Genomic DNA, 18,981 nt, shown 5'->3' with positions numbered 1-18,981 from the left:
CGACGTCGGATCGGGCGGCAACAGCGAGATGCACGAGCTAGCGCCCCGTGGAGAACAGAATGGCGAGCAGCGACGCCCCGGCGGCGGCCGCTGTCATGAGGAACGCAATCATTGCCCCGCATCCCTTCTTCGACGACTCGGCGGGAACCGGCGCCGCCGGCTTGGCCACCGTCGACTTGCGAGCCTGATCGACCGACACGGCGGCGATGGCGCGCGTACCACCCGCCTCGTCGCCGGCAACCGCAACGGGACGGAACGTCATCTTGATGCCGCCGAAGCGGACATCCGGCGCCCCCTCTACGCGATGCTCGCCCTGCACACGACGGCCACCGACATAGGTGCCGTTCGTGGATTCCTGGTCGACGATGAACCAGCCGTTCTCCCGCCGCTGGATCTTGGCGTGAGAATCGGAGACGCTCTCATCGTTGAGGACGATATCGTTGTGCGCCCCGCGACCGACATTGGTCAGCGCAGAGTGGATTTCGAACTTCGTGCCCTTCAGCGGCCCCTCATTGACGATCTCGAGCGTGGCCAGCGGCGCACGACCGGCCGGCGCGGCGCTGGCCGGCGCCTTCGGCGCGGCCGGTGTCGCAGCCACCGGCGTCGGCGCGCTCGGCGCATGCGCACTCGGCACGGGCGGTGTCGGAACCGCCGCCGACGCGATGGCGGACTCCAGATCCAGAGCCACCTCGGGTACCTTCGGCGGAGCCGCGGGAGCCGCGGCGACCGGCGCGGCGACCGGAGTCGGCGCGGGCGTCGGAGGCACCGGCGGTGCCATGACAGGCGCCGGCGCCGGCGGCGGCGGGGCGGTGGCGGCCTTGGCCTGGTCCGCGTAGAACCGGAACTCTTCCGGACCAATCTTGATGACGTCGCCGCGGCCGAGCACCTGCTTCTGTTCGATGCGAACGCCGTTCACGAAGACGCCGTTCGTGCTCAGGTCGTTCAGGTGATATCCACCCGGCATCGGCACGATCTCGGCGTGCTTGCGCGACACCTCGGAAGACGCAATCACCACGTCGTTCCCGACCTCGCGACCGATCGTGACGCCGTCATCGGGCACCACGTACTCACGGCCGTCGGTGAGCGACACGAGGCGTCCGCCGCGCGCGAGCGTCGGCTTGGCCGGCGCGCCGGCGGCCCTGGCGCGTGCCATCTCGGCGACCTGCGCGCCCGAGACAAACTGGGTGCTCCCCCCCGCCTTGACGTCGCCAAAGCGCAGTTCCTCGCCGGCCATCTCCACCTTGTCGCCGTGGAGGAGCGGACTGGGCTCCAGCCCCAGTTGAACGCCATTGACCAGTATCACGGCGTCCGCCGCGTCGCGCCGGATCACGGCGCTCCCGTCTGCGGCCACCGTCACGACCGCCCGCACGGTGGAGTCGTCGCCGGGAAGCCGCAACGCGGCGCCGTCGTGGCACCCGACGGTCAGTCCCTCGGCGGGGACGGGATACTGCGTTCCGTGGAACTGGAGATAGGCCATTGCCCCGTGAAGCTACCCGCCGAAAACAGGGGTGGCAACCCTGTTTCCGTCCCCCGATCCGGCGCGTTCGAGCCGAGAAAGTCGGGCATAAAGTCCGCCCGCCTCCAGGAGTTGCTGGTGGGTGCCCCGCTCCCGCACTTCGCCGTGGTGCATGACCAGAATTTCCGTCGCCGCCACGATGGTGCTGAGCCGATGCGCAATGGCGATGGTGGTCCGTCCAGCCATCAGTTCCCGGAGTGCCCGCTGGATGTCGGCTTCGATGCGACTGTCCACCGCGCTCGTCGCCTCATCGAGCACCAGGAGGGCCGGATCGGCCGCCACCGCGCGTGCAAACGAGAGCAGTTGGCGCTCGCCCACCGACACCGATGCGCCGCGTTCAGAGAGGCGGTGGGCATAGCCGCCGGGAAGCCGCGCGATGATGCGGTCGGCCCCCACGCGCCTGGCCGCCTGCTCCACCACGGCGTCCGTCAGCGGCGCCGAAAGGCGGATGTTGGTCGCGATGTCGTCGGCGAAGAGGAAGATGTCCTGCTGCACGTAGCCCACGAGCGACCGCAACTCCGACACGGGGAGCGACCGAATGTCCGTCCCGTCGATGGTGATGCGACCGCGCTGCGGATCGTAGAACCGCAGCAGCAGGTTCACCACGGTCGTCTTTCCCGCCCCGGTGTGGCCAATGAGCGCCAGTGTCTCGCCCGGCCCGACGCGGAACGAGACGTCGCGGAGCACCCACCGCACGTCGGTCGACTCGGCGGCGTCGACGGCCATCGGCGTTTCGCGCTCTGCACGTGCCGAGTCGCGCACCGCCGTTGCGGTCCCGCGCTCAGGGTAACGGAACCACACGCCCTCGAAGGCGACCGTCACGCCCGCGCCCGCGCGGCGGATCGGCCGCGAGGTCCCCTGATCCGGGACGGTCGGCCGCGTATCGAGAAGGGCGAAGACCCGCTCGGCGGATGCCATGGCCTGCTGCAGGATGTTGTACTTGTCCGACAGGTCCTGCAGCGGCTGGAAGAAGCGGCGCGACAGCTGCAGGAAGGCGGCCACAGTCCCCACCGTCACGAGCCCCGCGTGCACCCGCGAGACGGCGGTGACGATGAGCATCGCGAGGGCGATGGTGGTCAGCAGTTCGATGGCGGGAAAGTAGAGCGCGTAGACGCGCACCGAGGCGAGCTGGGCGCCGAGGTGCGACGCATTGAGCGAGGCAAACGACCGCGCCTCATCGTCCTCGCGTCCGAACAGCTGCACGACGCGAATTCCGGTCAGCCGCTCCTGCAGGAACGCGTTCAGGCGGGCCACCCGCGCGCGAATGTCGCGGTACGCCTCTCGCACCCTCGATTGAAAGACGTGCGAGACGAGGTAGATGGCCGGCACGACGGTGAAGGCCGCCAGCGTGAGCCGCCAGTCAATGGAGAACATCACGACGCCGATGGCGAGCAGCGCGGTCAGGTCGCCCACCGCGGCGATCACCCCGGCGGTGAAGAGTTCGTTCAGCGACTCGACATCCGACGTCACCCGCGTGACGAGCCGGCCCACCGGCGTCGCGTCGAAGAAGGCGATGGACAATTTCTGCAGATGATCAAACAGGGCGCACCGCAGGTCGTGCATCGCCCGCTGGCCGAGCAGGGCCGTGAGCACCATCTGCCCGTAGTCGGTGGCGAACTGCACCGCGAGCGCCGCCACGAACAGCCCCGAGAGCTGCGCCACCTCGGCGTAATCGTGCGCCGGCAGCGCGACATCGATGATCCGGCGCGTGAGCAGTGGGCCGACCAGCTGCAGCAGGCCCTCAACCAGCAGCAAGGCGAGCGCCCCGAGCGCCAGGGCGAGGTGCGGCCGGACGTAACCCGCCAGCCGCCTCGCGAGGCGGCCATCGAATACGCGGGCGGGGCGTTCCTCGTCGTGAACAGCGTCGGGCATTGTTCGGAAACTAACGGGCCGCCCCCGGTATCGCCCTGCGGTGCCGTCGCTGAGCCCCCTGCACCCGCGACGCTCCCGGGGTCGCCACGCACGCATCCACCGGTCCCCTCCGGGCTCGCAATCCTGTATCGAATTCGGGATTCCCGATCCTAAGTTTCAGGCGTGCCCGATTTCATCCGCGTCCGCAACGCCCGTCAGCACAACCTGAAAGGGATCAGCGTCGACCTGCCTCGCCGCGCGATCACGGTCGTGACGGGGCCGTCCGGCTCGGGCAAATCGTCGTTCGCCTTTGACACGATTTACGCCGAAGGGCAGCGCCGCTACGTGGAATCGCTGTCGGCATACGCGCGACAGTTCCTCGAGCGCATGCAGAAGCCGCTGGTCGACTCCATCGAGGGCCTGTCGCCCGCCGTGGCGATCGAACAGAGGAACCCCGTCCGCACCTCGCGCTCCACGGTTGGGACGGCCACCGAGATCTACGACTACCTGCGCCTGCTCTGGGCGCGCATCGGGCACACGCTTTGCCCCATCTGCCAGCGCGAACTGCGACCCGACACACCGCAGGGGGCGGCGGATCAGGTGCTCGCGCTGCCCGAAGGGACGCGGCTGCTCGTCACCTTTCCGCTCCGGCTCTCCGACCTCGTGTCGCACGCCGTCGCGGTGGAGAACCTGCGCGCGGAAGGCTTCGTCCGCGTGGTGGCCAACGGCGTCACCTACCAGGTGGACGACCTCGCGGGGGCCAAGCCCGACCTCACCAAATGCGACGAGGTACTCGTCGTCACCGACCGTCTCACGGCGGATGCGGCGACACGCACCCGCCTCACCGACGCCATCGAGACCGCGTTCCGCGAGGGCGACGGCGATTGCGTGGTCGTGGTGGATCCCGCGCCACCCGGCGCGCCTCTGCCCTCCGCCATCAGCCATCCGCCATCTCCCGCGCCGCGCCTCAGGTTCACGACCCGCTTCGAGTGCCCCGACCACCACACCCGCGCGCCGCATCCCACGCCGCAGCTCTTCTCGTTCAACAATCCGCGCGGGGCCTGCCCCACCTGCAACGGCTTCGGTGCCACGCTCGAGTACGACCTCAAGCTGATCGTGCCGCATCCCGAGCGGACGCTGCGCGACGGCGCCATCGACCCGTGGACCAAGCCGAGGTATGACAACAAGCGGCGGGCGCTCGCCGAAGCGTGCAAGCGCGACGGCATCCCGATGGACCGGGCCTGGCGCGACCTGGGTGACGCGCAGCGCGAGTTTCTCCTGCACGGCAAGGCCAAGGGCTTTCAGGGCATCTTCCGTCACCTGAAGGGGCTCGAGGAGAAGAAGTACAAGCAGTACATCCGCGTCTTCCTGCGGCAGTATCAGTCGGCGATGACCTGCGGCGCGTGCCACGGCACGCGGCTGCAGCCCGAGGCGCTGCAGGTGCGCATCGACGGCCGTCACATTGCCGACGTGACGGCGATGCCGGTCGAGCTGCTCAACGCATGGCTCGACGCGCTGGTGCTCACGCCCGGCGAGCAGGCCATCGCCGCGCACATCTGGCGCGAGGCGCGCAACCGGGTGCGCTTCCTGTGCGACGTGGGGCTGACGTACCTCACCCTCGACCGCGCCACGCGCACGCTCTCGGGCGGCGAGGCCCAGCGCATCGGCCTGGCCAACTCGCTTGGCTCGCAGCTCGTCGATGCGCTGTACGTGCTCGACGAACCGAGCATCGGGCTGCATCCGCGCGACATGGACCGCCTGCTCCGCCTCCTCAAACGCCTGCGCGATGGCGGCAACACCGTGCTCGTGGTGGAGCACGACCTCGAGGCGGTGCGCGCTGCCGACTGGATGCTCGAGCTCGGCCCCGAGAGCGGCGAGCACGGGGGGCGCGTGGTCTACAACGGCCCCGCCGCCGCGGCGGGCGCCGGATCGCTGACCGGGCAGTACCTGACCGGCGCGCGCACGATTAAGCTCCCCGAGAAACGCCGGACGCCACGACGATGGATCACGCTGGAAGGGGCGCGGGCCCACAACCTGCGCGATGTCGACCTCAAGCTCCCGCTCGGCGTGCTGACCGCGGTCACCGGGGTCTCCGGCTCGGGCAAGAGCACGCTGGTGCACGATGTCTTCTATCATGCCCTCGAGGCCGCGCTCACCGGTGAGCACAGCGCTTCGCTGCACCTCGGCGAGACGGTGGGCGAGTTCACGCGACTCACGGGCACCGAGGCCCTCGAGGCGGTCGTGCTCATCGACCAGGAGCCCATTGGGCGTTCGCCGCGGTCGAATCCCGTGACGTACGTGAAGGCATACGACGAGATCCGCCGCATCTTTGCGTCACTGCCCGAGGCGCGGGCGCGCCGCTACACGCCGGGCACGTTCTCGTTCAACGTGAAAGGCGGCCGGTGCGAGAAGTGCGAGGGGGCGGGCGCGATCGCCGTCGAGATGGTCTTCCTCGCCGACGTCTTCGTCCCCTGCGAGGAGTGCGACGGAAAGCGCTTCAAGCCCGACGTGCTGGGCGTGAAGTACTTCGGCCGTTCCATCGTGGACGTGCTGGAGATGACGGTGGACGAAGCGATCCGCTTCTTCCCCTACGAGGAGAAGCTCGGGCAGGCGCTCTGGCACGTGCAGCAGGTCGGGCTCGGATACCTCCGCCTCGGCCAGCCCGCCACCACGCTCTCCGGCGGCGAAGCCCAGCGCCTGAAGATCGCCCGTGAGCTGTCGATGTCCTCCAAGCGGTCCGGCCGAAAGCTCTATCTGTTGGACGAGCCCACCACCGGCCTGCACCTCGAGGACATCCGGAAGCTGGCGTATGTGCTCGACCAACTCGTCGAGGCCGGCCATTCGGTGGTGCTCATCGAGCATAACCTCGATGTGATCAAGCTGGCCGACTGGGTCGTGGATCTCGGTCCCGAGGGTGGCGACGGCGGTGGCCGGATCGTCGCGACCGGAACCCCGGAGCAGGTGGCCAAGGTGGAAAGCTCCCACACCGGTCGCTGGCTCCGTAGCGTTCTGCCGTAATCGCCAGTCGTGATCCTCAATCGAAGTCCTGAATCCCAATCCGGATTCCCGATCCCCAATCGTCGTTCAGGCGCTTGAATTGCCTGCCCACCCCGGGTATTTTTAGCGTCTCTTCCCGAGTAGCTCAGGTGGTAGAGCAGACGACTGTTAATCGTCGGGTCGGGGGTTCAAGTCCCTCCTCGGGAGCTCAACATTGCAGCGGGGTATCGGCGCCGGCCGGTACCCCGTTTGCGTTTTCCGGGCCATCCGGCGCCCATTTTCGGGCTGTCCGGCGACCACAATAGAGGTATGTACTAGTCCTCTTTTGTCCGACGCCGTGTCCCCGAAGCCCCCGACTGCGGGCGTCGCGCCGAAGCCCTATTCTGACCGCGGTCCCGGCGCCGGGCGAACTCGGCTTCGCCGCGTTCCCCACCCCGCGACGCCGCCGGCGGCCGGGGCGACCACCATGTGTTTCGTTCCTTTCCGCCACCCCACGCACGAGGTGATCGCCATGCGCACGTCCCGTACCGCCCTTCCTGCCTTACTCGCGCTCCTCACGCTCGCCGGGTGCGGCGGCGGCGCCGAGTCCGGCGCCACGGCCGATGCCGCGCCAGCGGCCGGCCAGGCCAATGTGCAGGACAACGACTCCGCGAAGGATGTCGTCAAGATCGCGGTTGGCTCCAAGGACCACACGACGCTCGTCGCCGCGCTGCAGGCTGGCGATCTCGTCAACGCGCTCGCCAACGCCGGGCCGTTCACCGTCTTCGCGCCGACCAACGCGGCGTTCGACAAGCTGCCCAAGGGCACGGTCGACGACCTGCTGAAGCCCGCGAACAAGGAGAAGCTGCGCCTCGTGCTCCAGCACCACGTCACGACCTCCGCCCTCGACGTCGATCAGTTCAGCGATGGACAGGTCCTCTCCATGGCCGACGGCACGAACGCCACCATCCACAAGAAGGGCGCCGACACGTTCATCATCGACGCGAAGATCCTCGCCTCGGTGCGCGGCTCCAATGGGATGGTGCATGTGGTGGATGGGGTGATAGTGCCCTAACCGCAGAGAGACAACAGAGAGACAACAGAGAAACAACAGAAAGACAACAGAGGTGGGGCGAGCTTCCGGCGCGCCCCCTCTTTGTTTCGTACTATTCTGTTGTCTCTCTGTTGTTTCTCTGTTGTCTCTCTGTTGTTTCTCTTCTGTGCGTATTCTTCATCTCCTCAACCACGTCGACCGCATCGGCAACGGCATCGTCAACGTTGCCGTGGACCTCGCGTGCCTGCAGGCGCGTGCGGGACATGACGTCTGGGTGGCATCGAAGGGCGGCGCGTACGAGGCGCTGCTCGCACGGCACGGCGTGCATCATGTCCACCTCGATCAGGGCCGGCGTCCGCTGACGCTGTGGCGTGCCCTGCGCACCCTGCGCGCCTTGATCCGGCGCGAGCAGATCGAGGTCGTGCACGCGCATATGGTCACGGGCTACGTCCTCGCGCGCGCGCTGCGCCCGTTCGCGTCGTGGCGCCTGGTGGCCAGCGTGCACAACGAATGGCAGCGCAGTTCCAACCTCATGCGCGGCGCCGATCGGATCATCGTGCTCAGCGAGGAGGCGGTCGGCCGACTGGCGGCCCGCGGAATGCCGCGCCACCGGCTGCGCGTCGTCCGCAACAGCACCATTGGCAGCCCGCGCTATGCGGAAAGTCCCGAGGCCGAGTTGACGCTTCAGCCGCCGGCCGTCGTCACCGTGGCCGGGATGTATGAACGAAAGGGCATCGCCGACCTCATCACTGCGTTCGACGCACTCGGTGCACGGCACGCTCACGCCCATCTGTACATCGTGGGAGAGGGTCCCGACCGGCCCCGCTTCGAAGCGCTCGCCCGCGCGGTCGCCGCACGCGACCGCATCCATTTCGAGGGCTTCCAGCCCGCACCGCGTGCCTACCTGCGGGCCGCCACCCTCTTCGTCCTCGCCTCGCACGCCGAGCCATTCGGGCTGGTGCTCGCCGAGGCGCGCGACTGCGGGTGTGCGATCATCGCCACCGCGGTGGACGGGGCGCCCGAGGCCGTGGACGACGGACGCGCCGGGCTCCTCGTACCCGCGAAGGATCCTACCGCGCTCTGCGCCGCGATGGTCCGGCTGCTCGACGATCCCGCCGAGCGGGCACGCTGGCAGACGGCCGCACGGCAGAATCTCGACTGGCTCCGCGTCGAACGGCAGCACGAGGAAACACTCGCGGTCTATCGCGACGCGCTCGACACGTAGCGCCCTGCCCCGCCCGTGATCGTGCTGGCGCTGGACGCCGCGCCGGTGCCCGCAACGCCGGCTACGGCTGCCGGAACTCGCCCGACGTGCGCAGCGGTGCCGTGAAGAACTCGGTGATCTCGTCGGCAGACACGAGCCCCCACAATACGCGTCCATCCTGACGCACGAGCCGCGGCACGCCGCCCAGCCGTCGCGTCACCCAGTCCATGTCCCATTCATCGGCGAGACGGTGTCCGGCCGGCCCGTCGAGGTCCACCCACCCGGGAACGCCAGACCAGACCGCCACCGAGTTGATCACGGTCCCGTCGGAGATGTCGTCCCCGCGCACCCAGAGCGCGGCGCCCAGCGCACGCCGGAAGGCGGACGCGCGTGTGGCGTGGAGGCGATGCACCGCGGCCACCGCCGCGATGGCGAGCCGCGTGTTCGGCTTCACCGGCGGCGGCGTGAGCGCCACATCGGGCGCGGCGCGCCGCACCGCATCCACATCATCCTCGAGCGCGCGCATCGCGCGGCGATCGCCCAGCCGAGGCGGCACCGGCAACCCGGGATCGTGCTGCACCCCGCGCCAGTCGCACCGATGCATCAGGCCCAGCACCTCAAGGCGCGCCGTCAGCGCGTAGCTGTACGGGCAATTGAGGTCGGCGTAGAGGGTGGCGGTGATCATGGGCGACGGCTTGAGACAGGACCGGGCTGCCTCGACGCACCAGGGACGGCCCGTGATGCAAGGCGAAGCGGGAGGGGACAAACTGTCCGCCAGCATTCAAAGGTACGACGCCGTGGGGGATCGATCTACCGGCGCGGTCGCGCCCGGCCCGTCCGCATTCCAAAAACGCCCCACCGCCAGCATCTTTAGCCTATGCCCACTCCACCCTTGGTTGGCGTCATCATGGGGAGCGCGAGCGACTACGAGCATCTGGCCCCGGCCTGTGAGATGCTCGAGCAGTTCGGCGTCCCGTACGAGAAGGCCGTGGTCTCGGCGCATCGCACCCCGGACTGGATGTTCGAGTATGCCGCCGGAGCCGAAGCGCGTGGCCTGATGGTCATCATTGCCGCCGCTGGCGGCGCCGCCCACCTGCCGGGCATGGTCGCCTCCAAGACCCTGGTTCCGGTGCTCGGCGTCCCCGTGCCGGCCACCGCGCTGAACGGCGTCGATGCCCTGCTCTCGATTGTCCAGATGCCCGCCGGCATTCCGGTCGGCACGCTCGCCATCGGCAAGCCGGGGGCGTCCAACGCAGGCATCCTCGCGGCAGAGATCGTCGGGACAAGCCATCCGGAGGTGCGCGACCGCATCCGCGCCTGGCGTGAACAGCGCGCGGCGGCCGTACGAGCCCAGTCGCTGCCGTGAGTGTGATTCTCCCGGGCTCGACCATCGGCTTCCTCGGCGGCGGCCAGTTGGGACGCATGGCCGCGATGGCCGCGCGGACGATGGGCTACGACGTGCACGTCCTCGACCCCGAGGCGCACTGCCCCGCCCGACCGCTCGCCTCCCTGACGATCACCGCCAAGTGGTCGGACGACGAGGCCGCCGCGCGCCTGGCCGAAGGGGCCGACGTGGTGACGATGGAAATCGAGCAGATCCCGCTCCACTCGCTCGAGGCGGCCGCGCGGCATGCGCCGATTCACCCGAAGCCCCAGGTGCTGTGGATCGTGCAGGACCGCGCGCGCCAGAAGGAGTGGTTGCGCGATAACGGCTTTCCGGTGGGTCCGTTCGCCGTCGTGCGCAGCGCGGACGAGACCACGGACGCCGTGAGGCGCTTCGGTTCCTGCATCGTGAAGTCCACGCACGGCGGCTATGACGGCCGCGGCCAGGCGCGTGTGCACGACGTGGAACGCGCCGCCGGGGCGTTCACCGGCATCGGCGCCCCGGTCTGCGTCGCGGAGAAGTTTCTCCCGCTCGCCGCGGAGCTGAGCGTGATGGTCGCGCGTTCACCACGCGGCGAGCTGCGCGCCTACCCGCCCGCGCGCAACCATCACACGCACGGCGTGCTTACCTGGTCGGTGATACCCGGTGGCTTCGACGACGCCGTCGTGGCACGCGCCACCGAGATCGCGTGCGGCATCGCCGAGCAGCTCGACGTGGTGGGGCTCATTGCCGTGGAGCTCTTCCTGCTCGAGGACGGCACGCTCTGCGTCAACGAGCTCGCGCCGCGGCCGCACAACACGTACCACCATTCGGAGCGCGCCTGCGTCACGAGCCAGTTCGAGCAGCTGGTGCGCGCCGTCTGCGGGCTTCCCCTCGGCGACACCGATGTGGTGCGGCCGGCCGCGATCTACAACCTGCTCGGCGAGGTGTGGTCCGGTCCAACGGCGCCCGATATCGGCGGCGTGCTCGGCCTGCCGGGCGTGCGCGTGCACCTCTATGGCAAGCGCGAAGCGCGTCCGGGACGCAAGATGGGCCACCTCTCGGCGTGCGGCGATTCAAGCGAAATAGCGCTGCAGCGCGTAATCGATGCATACCGCCGGATGGCCTCCGGCACTGAAGGAGCCCTCCCGTGAACCCGTCGACGCCGACCTTCCGGATCCTGGATGATACCGCGTGCGCCGCCCTGCTGGCGGCGCATCACGTCGGTCGTATTGCCTTTGGCTACTACGGCCGCGTGGACATCCAGCCCATTCATTACGTGTGGGATCAGGGCAGCGTCTACGGACGCACGCGCGACGGCACCAAGCTGCGCGCGATCACGGCCAATCGGCTGGTCGCGTTCGAGATCGATGAAGTCGCCGCCATGTACGACTGGCGCAGCGTCGTCGTGAAGGGAACGCTCGACCTGCTCTCGGCGGAGGAGACGCCGGCGGAGATGGCGCACGCCGTCGCGCTCCTGCGGCGCATCGTCCCCGAGGCCTTCGCCGAGCACGACCCGACGCCTGAGCGGACGAACGTCTTCCGCATCCGCGCGGAAACGATCACCGGGCGCGCCGCGACGCCGTAGCGCCGCTCGCGTCGCTACTTCCCGCGTCCGCTACTTCTCGCGCCCGCTACTTCTCGCGCCCGCTACTTCCCGCGGCCGTACTTCTTCAGGACCTCGCGCACCCGGTCGAGCGGAATCGCCTCGACGGTGCGGCCGTTCCCCGTGACGTTCGTCGCCTGGAAGAGCGAGTTGTAGATGGCCTCCTCGGTCGCCTCGACCACGGCCTCGAACACGCCCGACACCTCCTCGTTGGCGAGTTCCGCCGTCTCGAGCCGCCGGGCGTTGAACGCCCGGCGCACTTCCCGGGCCGTCGAGAAGGCAATCACGTAGTCGCCGCTGCCGTTCGACGCGGCCGACCCCGTGCGACCCAACCCCATGATCGCGCGCGAAGCCACCCGCTTCAGGTTGCGGTCGCTCAGCGGCGCGTCGGTCGCCACGATCATCATGATGGAACCGTCGCCGCCGTCACGCGACATCGCGTCCTTGAACGAGTACTGGCCCAGTTCCTGCCCGACAGGCGCCCCCATCACCTGCAGCACGCCGCCGAAGTTGCTCTGCACCAGCACGCCGACGGTGTAGCCGCCCAGCGACGTCGGCAGGACGCGCGATGACGTGCCAATCCCACCCTTCCATCCGAAGGCCACCGTCCCCTGCCCCGCGCCGACGCTTCCTTCGGCCACCGGGCCGGCCGCCGCACTCTCGAGCGCCGCGCGCACGTGCGCGGCGGTGACGGGACGCGCGCGAATGTCGTTGAGGCCGCCGTCGTTGGTTTCGCCAATCGTTGGGTTGATCGAGCGGACACGCTCCATGCCGGGCTTCTCGAGCATCCACTCGGCCAGCGCATCGGCCGCCTTCCACACGCACAGCGTGCAGGTGAGCAGGATGGGTGTCTCGAGTTCGCCGAGCTCGTTCGCCTGCGTGGCGCCGATGAGCTTCCCGAAGCCGTTCCCCACCCAGATGGCGGCGGGGACTCGCTCGAGATAGGCGTTGCCCTCGTGCGGAAGGATGGCGGTGACCCCGGTGCGGATACCGGCGCCCTCGATGACGGTGGCATGTCCCACGCGAACACCGGCCACGTCGGTGATGGCATTGTTGGCGCCGGGGGCGAAGATCCCGGGAGCGACGCCCAGATCGCGCGCACGCGCACGCTGGGCGGAGAGCGGACTGGTCATGGCGGCGAAAAGTAGGGCGAAGACGATCGGGCGCATGGCGGGGCAGAGTCGGAGAAGCCGGCGCAGCCGGCGCAGAGCGATCGGGACCGAGGGAACGTGCCATTGAAACTGGTGCAAGCCCCGCCGACCGTCTATCGTCAGGGATCGGTGGGCGGCAGTTCATCCGCCCTCCGCCATCTGCCATCCGCCATCCGCCATCCCGCGCGTGCCACTACTTCCCCTGATCGGCCATTCGCCCCTGCGTGATCGTTTCAGCACGCAGTGGCGCAGCGGTCGACTCCCCGCGTCCATCCTCCTGCACGGACCTGAAGGCGTCGGCAAGCAGCGGCTCGCGCTCTGGCTTGGTCAGATGATGCTGTGCACGGGAGACTCGGCGCCGTGCGGCGAGTGCCAGGCGTGTCGCTATGCGCTCGAGATGCAGCACCCCGACCTGCACTGGATCTTCCCGCGACCGCGCCTCCGGGACGATCCCGGTCCGGAGGATGTGAAGGAGGATCTGGACCAGGCGATCGCCGACCGCGTGAAGGCGCACGGGCTCTACGTGCGTCCCGGTGGCACCGAGGGGATCTACGTCTACGTCGGGCGCATGCTCGTCCAGCAGGCGGCGCTTTCACCGGCACTCGGGCGCCGGAAGGTCTTCGTCATCGGCGACGCCGAGCGGATGGTGCCGCAGGCGTCGAGCCCCGAAGCCGCCAACGCTTTCCTCAAGCTGCTCGAGGAACCGCCGGCGAGCGTCACCTTCATTCTCACGTCCAGCGAACCCTCGGCGCTGCTGCCGACCATCCGGTCGCGCGTCGTCGCCTTCCGCGTGCCGCGCCTCGGCGACGCCGACCTGCGACAGTTCGTCGCGGAACCCGCCGTGCGCGACGCGCTCGGCGCCGATGTGAACGACGAGGAACGCGTGCGCCTGTGCGACGGAGCGCCGGGGCGCCTGCTGGGGCACGATGAGCAGGCGGCGGTCTTCGCGCGGGCCCGCGCCTTTCTCGACGCGGCCCAGGGCGGCCGTGAGCGCTGGCTGCGCGCCGCCTTCGGGCAGGGCGGCAAGGGCGCCCGTGGCGCCTTCTCCGACGTGCTCGACGCGGTGAGCGTGCTCCTCCACGACCGTTCGCGATCGGCCGCGGCGGCCGGTCACGAGTCGGCCGCGCTCGCCGCGGCGCGCGCGATGCGCGCCGTGGAGGAAGCCAAGCTCGCCGCCCAGCAGAACGTGTCGCCGCAACTTCTCAGTGCGCGCCTGATGCGCGAACTCTCGCACCTCGGCTCATGAGCGACCTCTCCCACGTGAACCGCGCCGGCGAGGCGTCCATGGTGGACGTCTCGGCGAAGCCCGCCACGGCGCGCATGGCGCGCGCCGAAGGGCGCATCCGCATGTCCGCCGAGGCGCTGCGCGCCATCCGCGACAACGCGCTCGCCAAGGGCGATGTGCTCGCCGTGGCGCGCGTCGCGGGCATCCAGGGCGCCAAGCGAACGGCGGAGTTGATTCCGCTCTGTCATCCGCTGCCGCTGACCGACGTGCAGGTGCGCTTCACCCTGGATGACGCGCTCCCCGGCGTACGCTGTGAGGCAGAGGCGCGCACCGTGGCCGCGACGGGCGTGGAGATGGAGGCGGTCACCGCCGTCTCGGTGGCGCTGCTCACCGTGTACGACATGGCCAAGAGCGTGGACAAGGCCATGACGATCGAGGGCGTGCGCCTGCTTGAAAAGAGCGGCGGAAAGTCAGGCGTGTGGCGGGCGCCGGTAGATTCCGGCACGCCGTGACGGACGAGATTACTTCTTTGCGTTTGCAGCGGGCTTGGCGGCGCCGGACTTCTTGGCCGGCGCCTTCTTTTTCACCGTGCTCTTCGCCGCACCGCTCTTCGCCGCGCCGCTCTTCGTGCTCGTCCTCGCGCTCGAACTCGCGCGTCCCGACACCACGAGCGACTGTCCCGGCATCAGCTTCGCGCTCTTGAGCCCGTTCAACCGGGTCAGCGTCTTGGCGCTGGTGCCGTACCGCTTGGCGATGCCCGACAGCGTCTCGCCGCTCTTCACGATATGGCGGCGGACGCCGCCGCTCCGCTTCGGATAGCGCTCGATCGACGGGTTCGCCACATCCCGCGCAAGCGCCACCACGTCGCGCCTCGGCACCAGGATGGTCTGCCCGCTGCGCAGGGCGCCGCTCTTCAACTTCGCCACCTTGGGGTTGAACCAGGCGAGCTGCTTGGACGTGAGCCCGTGCTGCTTGGCGATCGAGACCATCGTCTGTCCCTTCCTGGTCACGACCCGTTGCAGGGCGATGCGTTCCTCGGGCTCGAGCGCGGCGAAGCGCTCGTCGAAACCCTCCGCGCGCCCGGACGGCACGCGCACCCACAGCGAGTCGCCGGGCGGTGTCATGCCGCGCAGCAGGTGCGGGTTGAGCTCCGCCACCTCGTCGCCGGTGAGGGTCAGCGCGTTGGCGACCGCGGCCAGGGGCACCCCACCGTGCACGCGCACGGAGTCGTACGAGTAGGGCGGCAGCGACTCGACCTTCACGCCATACCGCGCAGGCTCGCCGCCCACAAGCGCGGCCGCGATGATCTTCGGTACATAGTCGCGCGTCTCCGGCCGCAGGTAGCTCTTCTCGGCGAGGGCGAAGAAGCGATCCTCTCCCTCCACGCCATCGAGGGCATCGGCGTACCGCGCCAGCCCGCGCGACACGCGCCCCGAGCCGCCGTTGTAGGCCGCCGCGGCCAGGTAGAGCGATCCGAACTGGTCGCGCAGGCCCAGCAGCAGCCGTGCCGCCGCCTCCGTGGAGCGCACGGGATCGCGGCGCTCGTCCACCCACCAGTCCACGCGCAGTCCCATCCCGCGTGCGGTCCCCGCCATGAACTGCCAGACACCGACCGCGGCGGCCCGCGAATACGCGTGCGGATTGAACCAGCTCTCGACGAGCGCCAGGTAGGTAAGGTCCTCGGGGAGACCCCGCCGCCGCAGCCGCTCGCGAATCATCGGGCCGTACCGCGTCTGCCGCTGCAGCGCGACTGCAAAGATGTTCCTGGCGCGGCCGCTGAAGATGCGCACGTAGTCCTCGACCCGCGTGCGCGTCTCGTACGAGCGCACGTCGATGTCCCAGACGGGCGCCCCGGGAGCGGCCATCGTGTCGGTCGCGGGAGGCGGCGACTCGGCGCCGAACAGCCGCGCCGTCTCCGCCGTGACGTCCGCGGTCGAGATGCTGTCGGCGCCCGGACGCGCGGCGGTGCCACGGGAAGCGTTCGTCCGCAGCGTGTCGCGCCCGGCGGTTCGTGGGCGCAACGTATCGCCGGCCGCCGTTCCCCCGGCGGCGGCAGCTCCGACCGACCCGCCAACGCCGGCGGTGACACTCGTCCCCGGCGTCGTGCCGCGCGGCGCACCTCGTCCACCGTCATTCACCGGCGTGACCGAGGTCGTCGTTGGAGCGCGTAGGCACGCAGCAGCGAGCGCACTGGTCAGCACCAGGAGATTCACAGGGCGGAGCATCGTAGAAACCTATCCACCTGGTCCGTGGTGGGATATACTCGCGGCATGCATCGCACTTCCTGTCTGACAGCCCTCGGCGTCGCCGTGGTTGCCTCGGCCGGCTGCGGATTGCGCACACGCGAGAATCCTTCGCGGCCGCCGGCGCCCGTGTCGGCCCGCGCGTCCGGGACGCGTACGACATCGGTCACCGCGCCCCATCGCGTCATCGCACCGGCTGCGTGGGACGCCCTCCGACTTGGCATCGAACGTCGCATCGCCGCTGTCCCCGGGGCGACCGCCGGCATCTGGGTGCAGGACCTGGCCTCCGGCGACACCCTGGCCGTCAACGCCGGCGCCTCCTTTCACGCGGCCAGTACCATGAAGGTGCCGGTGATGATCGAGCTCTTCCGACGCGCCGACACCGGCGCGCTCCGGCTCGACAGCGCCGTCACGCTCGCGAACCGCTTCGCGTCGATCGTCGATGGGTCGCCGTTCTCCCTCGACGCGGGCGACGATTCCGACTCCACACTGTACGCCAAGATCGGCCAGCGGGTCACCCTGCGCGAACTGAATGAGCGGATGATCACGCGCTCGAGCAACCTCGCCACCAATGCGGTCATCGATCTGCTCGACGCCCGCACGGCCAATGCCACGGCGCACGCGCTCGGCGCGTCCACGATGCAGGTCCGCCGCGGCGTCGAGGACACCAAGGCCTTCAACGCCGGCCTCAACAACACCACCTCCGCCCGCGACCTTGGCATGCTGATGGCCGCCATCGCGCAGGATCGCGCCGCCTCGCCGGCCGCGTGCGCAACCATGCGTTCCATTCTCCTGCGGCAGGAGTTCAACCTGGAGATTCCCGCCGGACTCCCCGCGGGCACGCCGGTGGCGCACAAGACGGGATGGATCACGGGCACGACGCACGATGCCGCCATCGTCTATCCGCCCGGACGCACGCCCTACGTGCTCGTGGTCCTCACGCGCGCCATTCCCCAGCGCGCGATCGCGCAGCAACTGATGGCTGGCATCTCGTCGGATGTGTGGGCGACGCTGACGCGGTAGTTGGCCAGGTACCCGACGGCAACGGGCGCGAAGATCATCTTCGCGCCCATTTGCTTCATGATCCTGGCGTGGGCTTTCGCGTTCAGTATCCCGCTGCCGGTTACTTCGCGGCCGGCAGCGCGACGTGGAACGAGGACCCTTCGCCCAGCACGCTCTCCACCCAGATGCGCCCGCCATGCGCTTCCACGATGCCGCGCGCGATCGAGAGTCCCAGCCCCGAGCCGCTCTTGTTGGCGCCGCGCTTCCGCGTGTAGTAGCGCTCGAAGATGCGCGGGACCTGTTCGGCCGGGATGCCGCTCCCCGTGTCGCGCACGGTGATCAGCACCTCGTCGGCCTGGGCCTCCGCGGAGACGGAGACGACGCCACCGCGATCCGTGTACTTGAGGCTGTTGCCGAGCAGGTTGGTGAGCACCTGAATGAGGCGCGCCGCATCGCCATGCACCGGCGGGACGCCAATGCCCAGGGCGTACTTGAGCTCGACGCCGCGCTGCTGCGCCTGCGGCGCCACCATGGCCAGCGCTTGCTTGAGGATCGGCGCCACCTGTTCGGTGCGGCGCTCGACCGAGAGCTTGCCGACCTCGATGGTCGAGACATCGAGCAGGTCCTGGATCAGCTTCGACATCCAGTCCGCCGAGTTGCCGATGGCCTGGATGAGGTGCCGCTGCTCCTTGACGTCCGACGGCGGCGCCTCGAGCAGTGCCGCCGCGCACAGGCGAATGGCGGCGAGTGGATTCCCCAGGTCGTGCGACACGACGCTCAGGACGTCCTCACGCGCCCGCGTGGCGCGCTGGGCCATCGTGTACAGCCGCGCGTTGTCCATCGCGTAGGCGGCGCGCCGGCCCAGCGCCTGCGCCAGCGCCACCTGCTCCGGGGTGAACGGCGCGTGGCTGAGGCGCACCAGTGTGAGCGCGCCCAGCACATGATCGCGGGCGATGAGCGGCACGAACAGCGCGGACCTGGCCTTCAGCGCCTTCCACCGCGCCAGTTCCGAGGCGGTCTCCGTGTGCCCCTCCAGCCAGTCGTCCGTGATGGCGCTCACCACCTCCAGCTTCTGCGCGCGCATTGCGTCGATGGCGCGCCACGGGCTGTCCCACGTGAGCGTATGGCGTCCCACCGCGTCGAGCGCGTCGTGCAGTTCCGCCACGTCGCTGCGGCTCACCTGCCGCTGCCAGCCGCCGTCCGGGCCGACGACGTCCACGATGCACGCCTCCGCGAGATACGGCACCGGGACGCTCGCCAGCGCCTGCAGCGTGCGCCCAACGTCGAGCGACGTGCCGAGCAGGCCGCCCGCCTCCGAGAGGAAGCGCTCGTTGCGCTCGCGCAGCGTGCGCTCGGTGATGTCGCGCAGCACCACCGTGTAGATGGGCCCGTGCCGCGTCTCGAGGCGGGAGATGGACGCCTCGGCCGGGAACTCCGTCCCGTCCTTGCGCACGCCGTAGATCTCGCGCCGCTCCGCCATGCGGCGCGCCCGTTCCGCACTCCCCCGGAACTCCTGCACGTGCGCCCCGTGCGCCCCGCGGTAACGATCCGGCATCAGCTCGGCGAGCGGCCGTCCCACCATCTCCTCGGGGAGGTAGCCGAAGACCTGGGTCGCGCCCTGATTGAAGTGCAGGATGTGCTGGGACGAGGACACCACAATGATGGCGTCAACCGCGATATCGAGGATGCTCGCAAACAGCGCGTCAGGCGCCGCAATCGTCGCGACGGCTACGTCCTCGGGCAAATCGTCTCCGCGGGTGACGGTTGGGGGCCTGGGATCCATATAGGCG

The 18,981-nt window shown here is 69.5% G+C and carries 15 protein-coding genes and 1 tRNA gene; 10 read left to right on the top strand and 6 right to left on the bottom strand.

What is annotated here, in order from left to right:
* Positions 1-37: 37 nt before the first annotated feature.
* Positions 38-1,477, bottom strand: a complete 1,440-nt coding sequence (locus tag VGJ96_01465; GenBank protein ID HEY3285769.1) for an FHA domain-containing protein — start codon at positions 1,475-1,477, stop codon at positions 38-40.
* Positions 1,478-1,489: 12 nt separating this feature from the next.
* Positions 1,490-3,388 (bottom strand): ABC transporter ATP-binding protein, encoded by a 1,899-nt coding sequence (locus VGJ96_01460; GenBank protein HEY3285768.1) that lies wholly within the window; start codon positions 3,386-3,388, stop codon positions 1,490-1,492.
* Positions 3,389-3,550: 162 nt separating this feature from the next.
* Between VGJ96_01460 and uvrA the strand changes: the two genes are divergently transcribed.
* The 4 genes from uvrA (at position 3,551) to VGJ96_01440 (ending at position 8,622) form a co-directional block, all read left to right on the top strand.
* Entirely contained in the window at positions 3,551-6,385 is a 2,835-nt protein-coding gene (gene uvrA, locus VGJ96_01455) for an excinuclease ABC subunit UvrA (protein ID HEY3285767.1), read from the top strand.
* Between the two features lie 113 nt (positions 6,386-6,498).
* Positions 6,499-6,571 (top strand) — tRNA-Asn (locus tag VGJ96_01450).
* A gap of 304 nt (positions 6,572-6,875) precedes the next feature.
* Entirely contained in the window at positions 6,876-7,418 is a 543-nt protein-coding gene (locus VGJ96_01445; GenBank protein HEY3285766.1) for a fasciclin domain-containing protein, read from the top strand.
* Positions 7,419-7,563: 145 nt separating this feature from the next.
* Positions 7,564-8,622, top strand: coding sequence for a glycosyltransferase family 4 protein (locus tag VGJ96_01440; GenBank protein HEY3285765.1), 1,059 nt, complete (start codon positions 7,564-7,566; stop codon positions 8,620-8,622).
* A gap of 61 nt (positions 8,623-8,683) precedes the next feature.
* Here VGJ96_01440 and VGJ96_01435 read toward each other — a convergent pair whose 3' ends face one another.
* The gene (locus VGJ96_01435; GenBank protein HEY3285764.1) at positions 8,684-9,286 is read right to left on the bottom strand and encodes a DsbA family protein; all 603 of its coding nucleotides are present in this window, start codon (positions 9,284-9,286) and stop codon (positions 8,684-8,686) included.
* Between the two features lie 192 nt (positions 9,287-9,478).
* On the opposite strand from VGJ96_01435, the gene purE reads away from it, so the two are divergent.
* From purE to VGJ96_01420, 3 genes are read left to right on the top strand one after another with little or no spacing between them, the layout of a single operon-like run.
* A complete protein-coding gene (gene purE, locus VGJ96_01430) occupies positions 9,479-9,967 on the top strand; it encodes a 5-(carboxyamino)imidazole ribonucleotide mutase (protein HEY3285763.1) in 489 nt (162 codons plus the stop codon).
* Positions 9,964-11,118, top strand: coding sequence for a 5-(carboxyamino)imidazole ribonucleotide synthase (gene purK, locus VGJ96_01425; GenBank protein HEY3285762.1), 1,155 nt, complete (start codon positions 9,964-9,966; stop codon positions 11,116-11,118). The genes purE and purK overlap by 4 nt, the downstream gene beginning before the upstream one ends.
* On the top strand, positions 11,115-11,552 hold the full coding sequence (locus VGJ96_01420; protein HEY3285761.1) for a pyridoxamine 5'-phosphate oxidase family protein: 438 nt from the start codon (positions 11,115-11,117) through the stop codon (positions 11,550-11,552). The genes purK and VGJ96_01420 overlap by 4 nt, the downstream gene beginning before the upstream one ends.
* Positions 11,553-11,614: 62 nt before the next feature.
* On the opposite strand, the gene VGJ96_01415 is transcribed toward VGJ96_01420, so the two are convergent.
* Positions 11,615-12,739: a P1 family peptidase gene (locus VGJ96_01415; protein HEY3285760.1), complete on the bottom strand. Its 1,125-nt coding sequence runs from the start codon at positions 12,737-12,739 to the stop codon at positions 11,615-11,617.
* A gap of 169 nt (positions 12,740-12,908) precedes the next feature.
* On the opposite strand from VGJ96_01415, the gene VGJ96_01410 reads away from it, so the two are divergent.
* Positions 12,909-13,967 carry a hypothetical protein gene (locus tag VGJ96_01410; GenBank protein HEY3285759.1) on the top strand — a complete coding sequence of 353 codons (1,059 nt, stop codon included), beginning with the start codon at positions 12,909-12,911 and terminating at the stop codon, positions 13,965-13,967.
* Positions 13,964-14,458: a cyclic pyranopterin monophosphate synthase MoaC gene (gene moaC / locus VGJ96_01405; protein ID HEY3285758.1), complete on the top strand. Its 495-nt coding sequence runs from the start codon at positions 13,964-13,966 to the stop codon at positions 14,456-14,458. Before VGJ96_01410 ends, moaC begins: the two co-directional genes overlap by 4 nt.
* A 9-nt stretch (positions 14,459-14,467) precedes the next feature.
* Here moaC and VGJ96_01400 read toward each other — a convergent pair whose 3' ends face one another.
* The gene (locus tag VGJ96_01400; protein ID HEY3285757.1) at positions 14,468-16,171 is read right to left on the bottom strand and encodes a transglycosylase SLT domain-containing protein; all 1,704 of its coding nucleotides are present in this window, start codon (positions 16,169-16,171) and stop codon (positions 14,468-14,470) included.
* 45 nt (positions 16,172-16,216) lie between these two features.
* Here VGJ96_01400 and VGJ96_01395 point away from each other — a divergent pair, with 45 nt between their 5' ends.
* Positions 16,217-17,212 (top strand): serine hydrolase, encoded by a 996-nt coding sequence (locus VGJ96_01395; GenBank protein ID HEY3285756.1) that lies wholly within the window; start codon positions 16,217-16,219, stop codon positions 17,210-17,212.
* A 100-nt stretch (positions 17,213-17,312) separates the two neighbouring features.
* Here VGJ96_01395 and VGJ96_01390 read toward each other — a convergent pair whose 3' ends face one another.
* A complete protein-coding gene (locus VGJ96_01390; GenBank protein HEY3285755.1) occupies positions 17,313-18,935 on the bottom strand; it encodes a PAS domain-containing sensor histidine kinase in 1,623 nt (540 codons plus the stop codon).
* Between the last annotated feature and the right edge of the window lie 46 nt (positions 18,936-18,981).

This window comes from Gemmatimonadaceae bacterium, from assembly GCA_036504815.1.
Classification (GTDB): domain Bacteria; phylum Gemmatimonadota; class Gemmatimonadetes; order Gemmatimonadales; family Gemmatimonadaceae; genus PNKL01.
Note: the sequence above shows the minus strand (reverse complement) of the source record. Positions and strands in the feature narration are given on the sequence as shown.

What these genes read in the sequence shown, in the direction of transcription:
- VGJ96_01465 (HEY3285769.1), bottom strand. Translation starts at nt 1,477, where the DNA reads ATGGCCTATCTCCAGTTCCACGGAACGCAGTATCCCGTCCCCGCCGAG.
- VGJ96_01460 (HEY3285768.1), bottom strand. Translation starts at nt 3,388, where the DNA reads ATGCCCGACGCTGTTCACGACGAGGAACGCCCCGCCCGCGTATTCGAT.
- VGJ96_01445 (HEY3285766.1), top strand. Translation starts at nt 6,876, where the DNA reads ATGCGCACGTCCCGTACCGCCCTTCCTGCCTTACTCGCGCTCCTCACG.
- VGJ96_01435 (HEY3285764.1), bottom strand. Translation starts at nt 9,286, where the DNA reads ATGATCACCGCCACCCTCTACGCCGACCTCAATTGCCCGTACAGCTAC.
- purE (HEY3285763.1), top strand. Translation starts at nt 9,479, where the DNA reads ATGCCCACTCCACCCTTGGTTGGCGTCATCATGGGGAGCGCGAGCGAC.
- VGJ96_01415 (HEY3285760.1), bottom strand. Translation starts at nt 12,739, where the DNA reads ATGCGCCCGATCGTCTTCGCCCTACTTTTCGCCGCCATGACCAGTCCG.
- moaC (HEY3285758.1), top strand. Translation starts at nt 13,964, where the DNA reads ATGAGCGACCTCTCCCACGTGAACCGCGCCGGCGAGGCGTCCATGGTG.
- VGJ96_01400 (HEY3285757.1), bottom strand. Translation starts at nt 16,171, where the DNA reads ATGCTCCGCCCTGTGAATCTCCTGGTGCTGACCAGTGCGCTCGCTGCT.
- VGJ96_01395 (HEY3285756.1), top strand. Translation starts at nt 16,217, where the DNA reads ATGCATCGCACTTCCTGTCTGACAGCCCTCGGCGTCGCCGTGGTTGCC.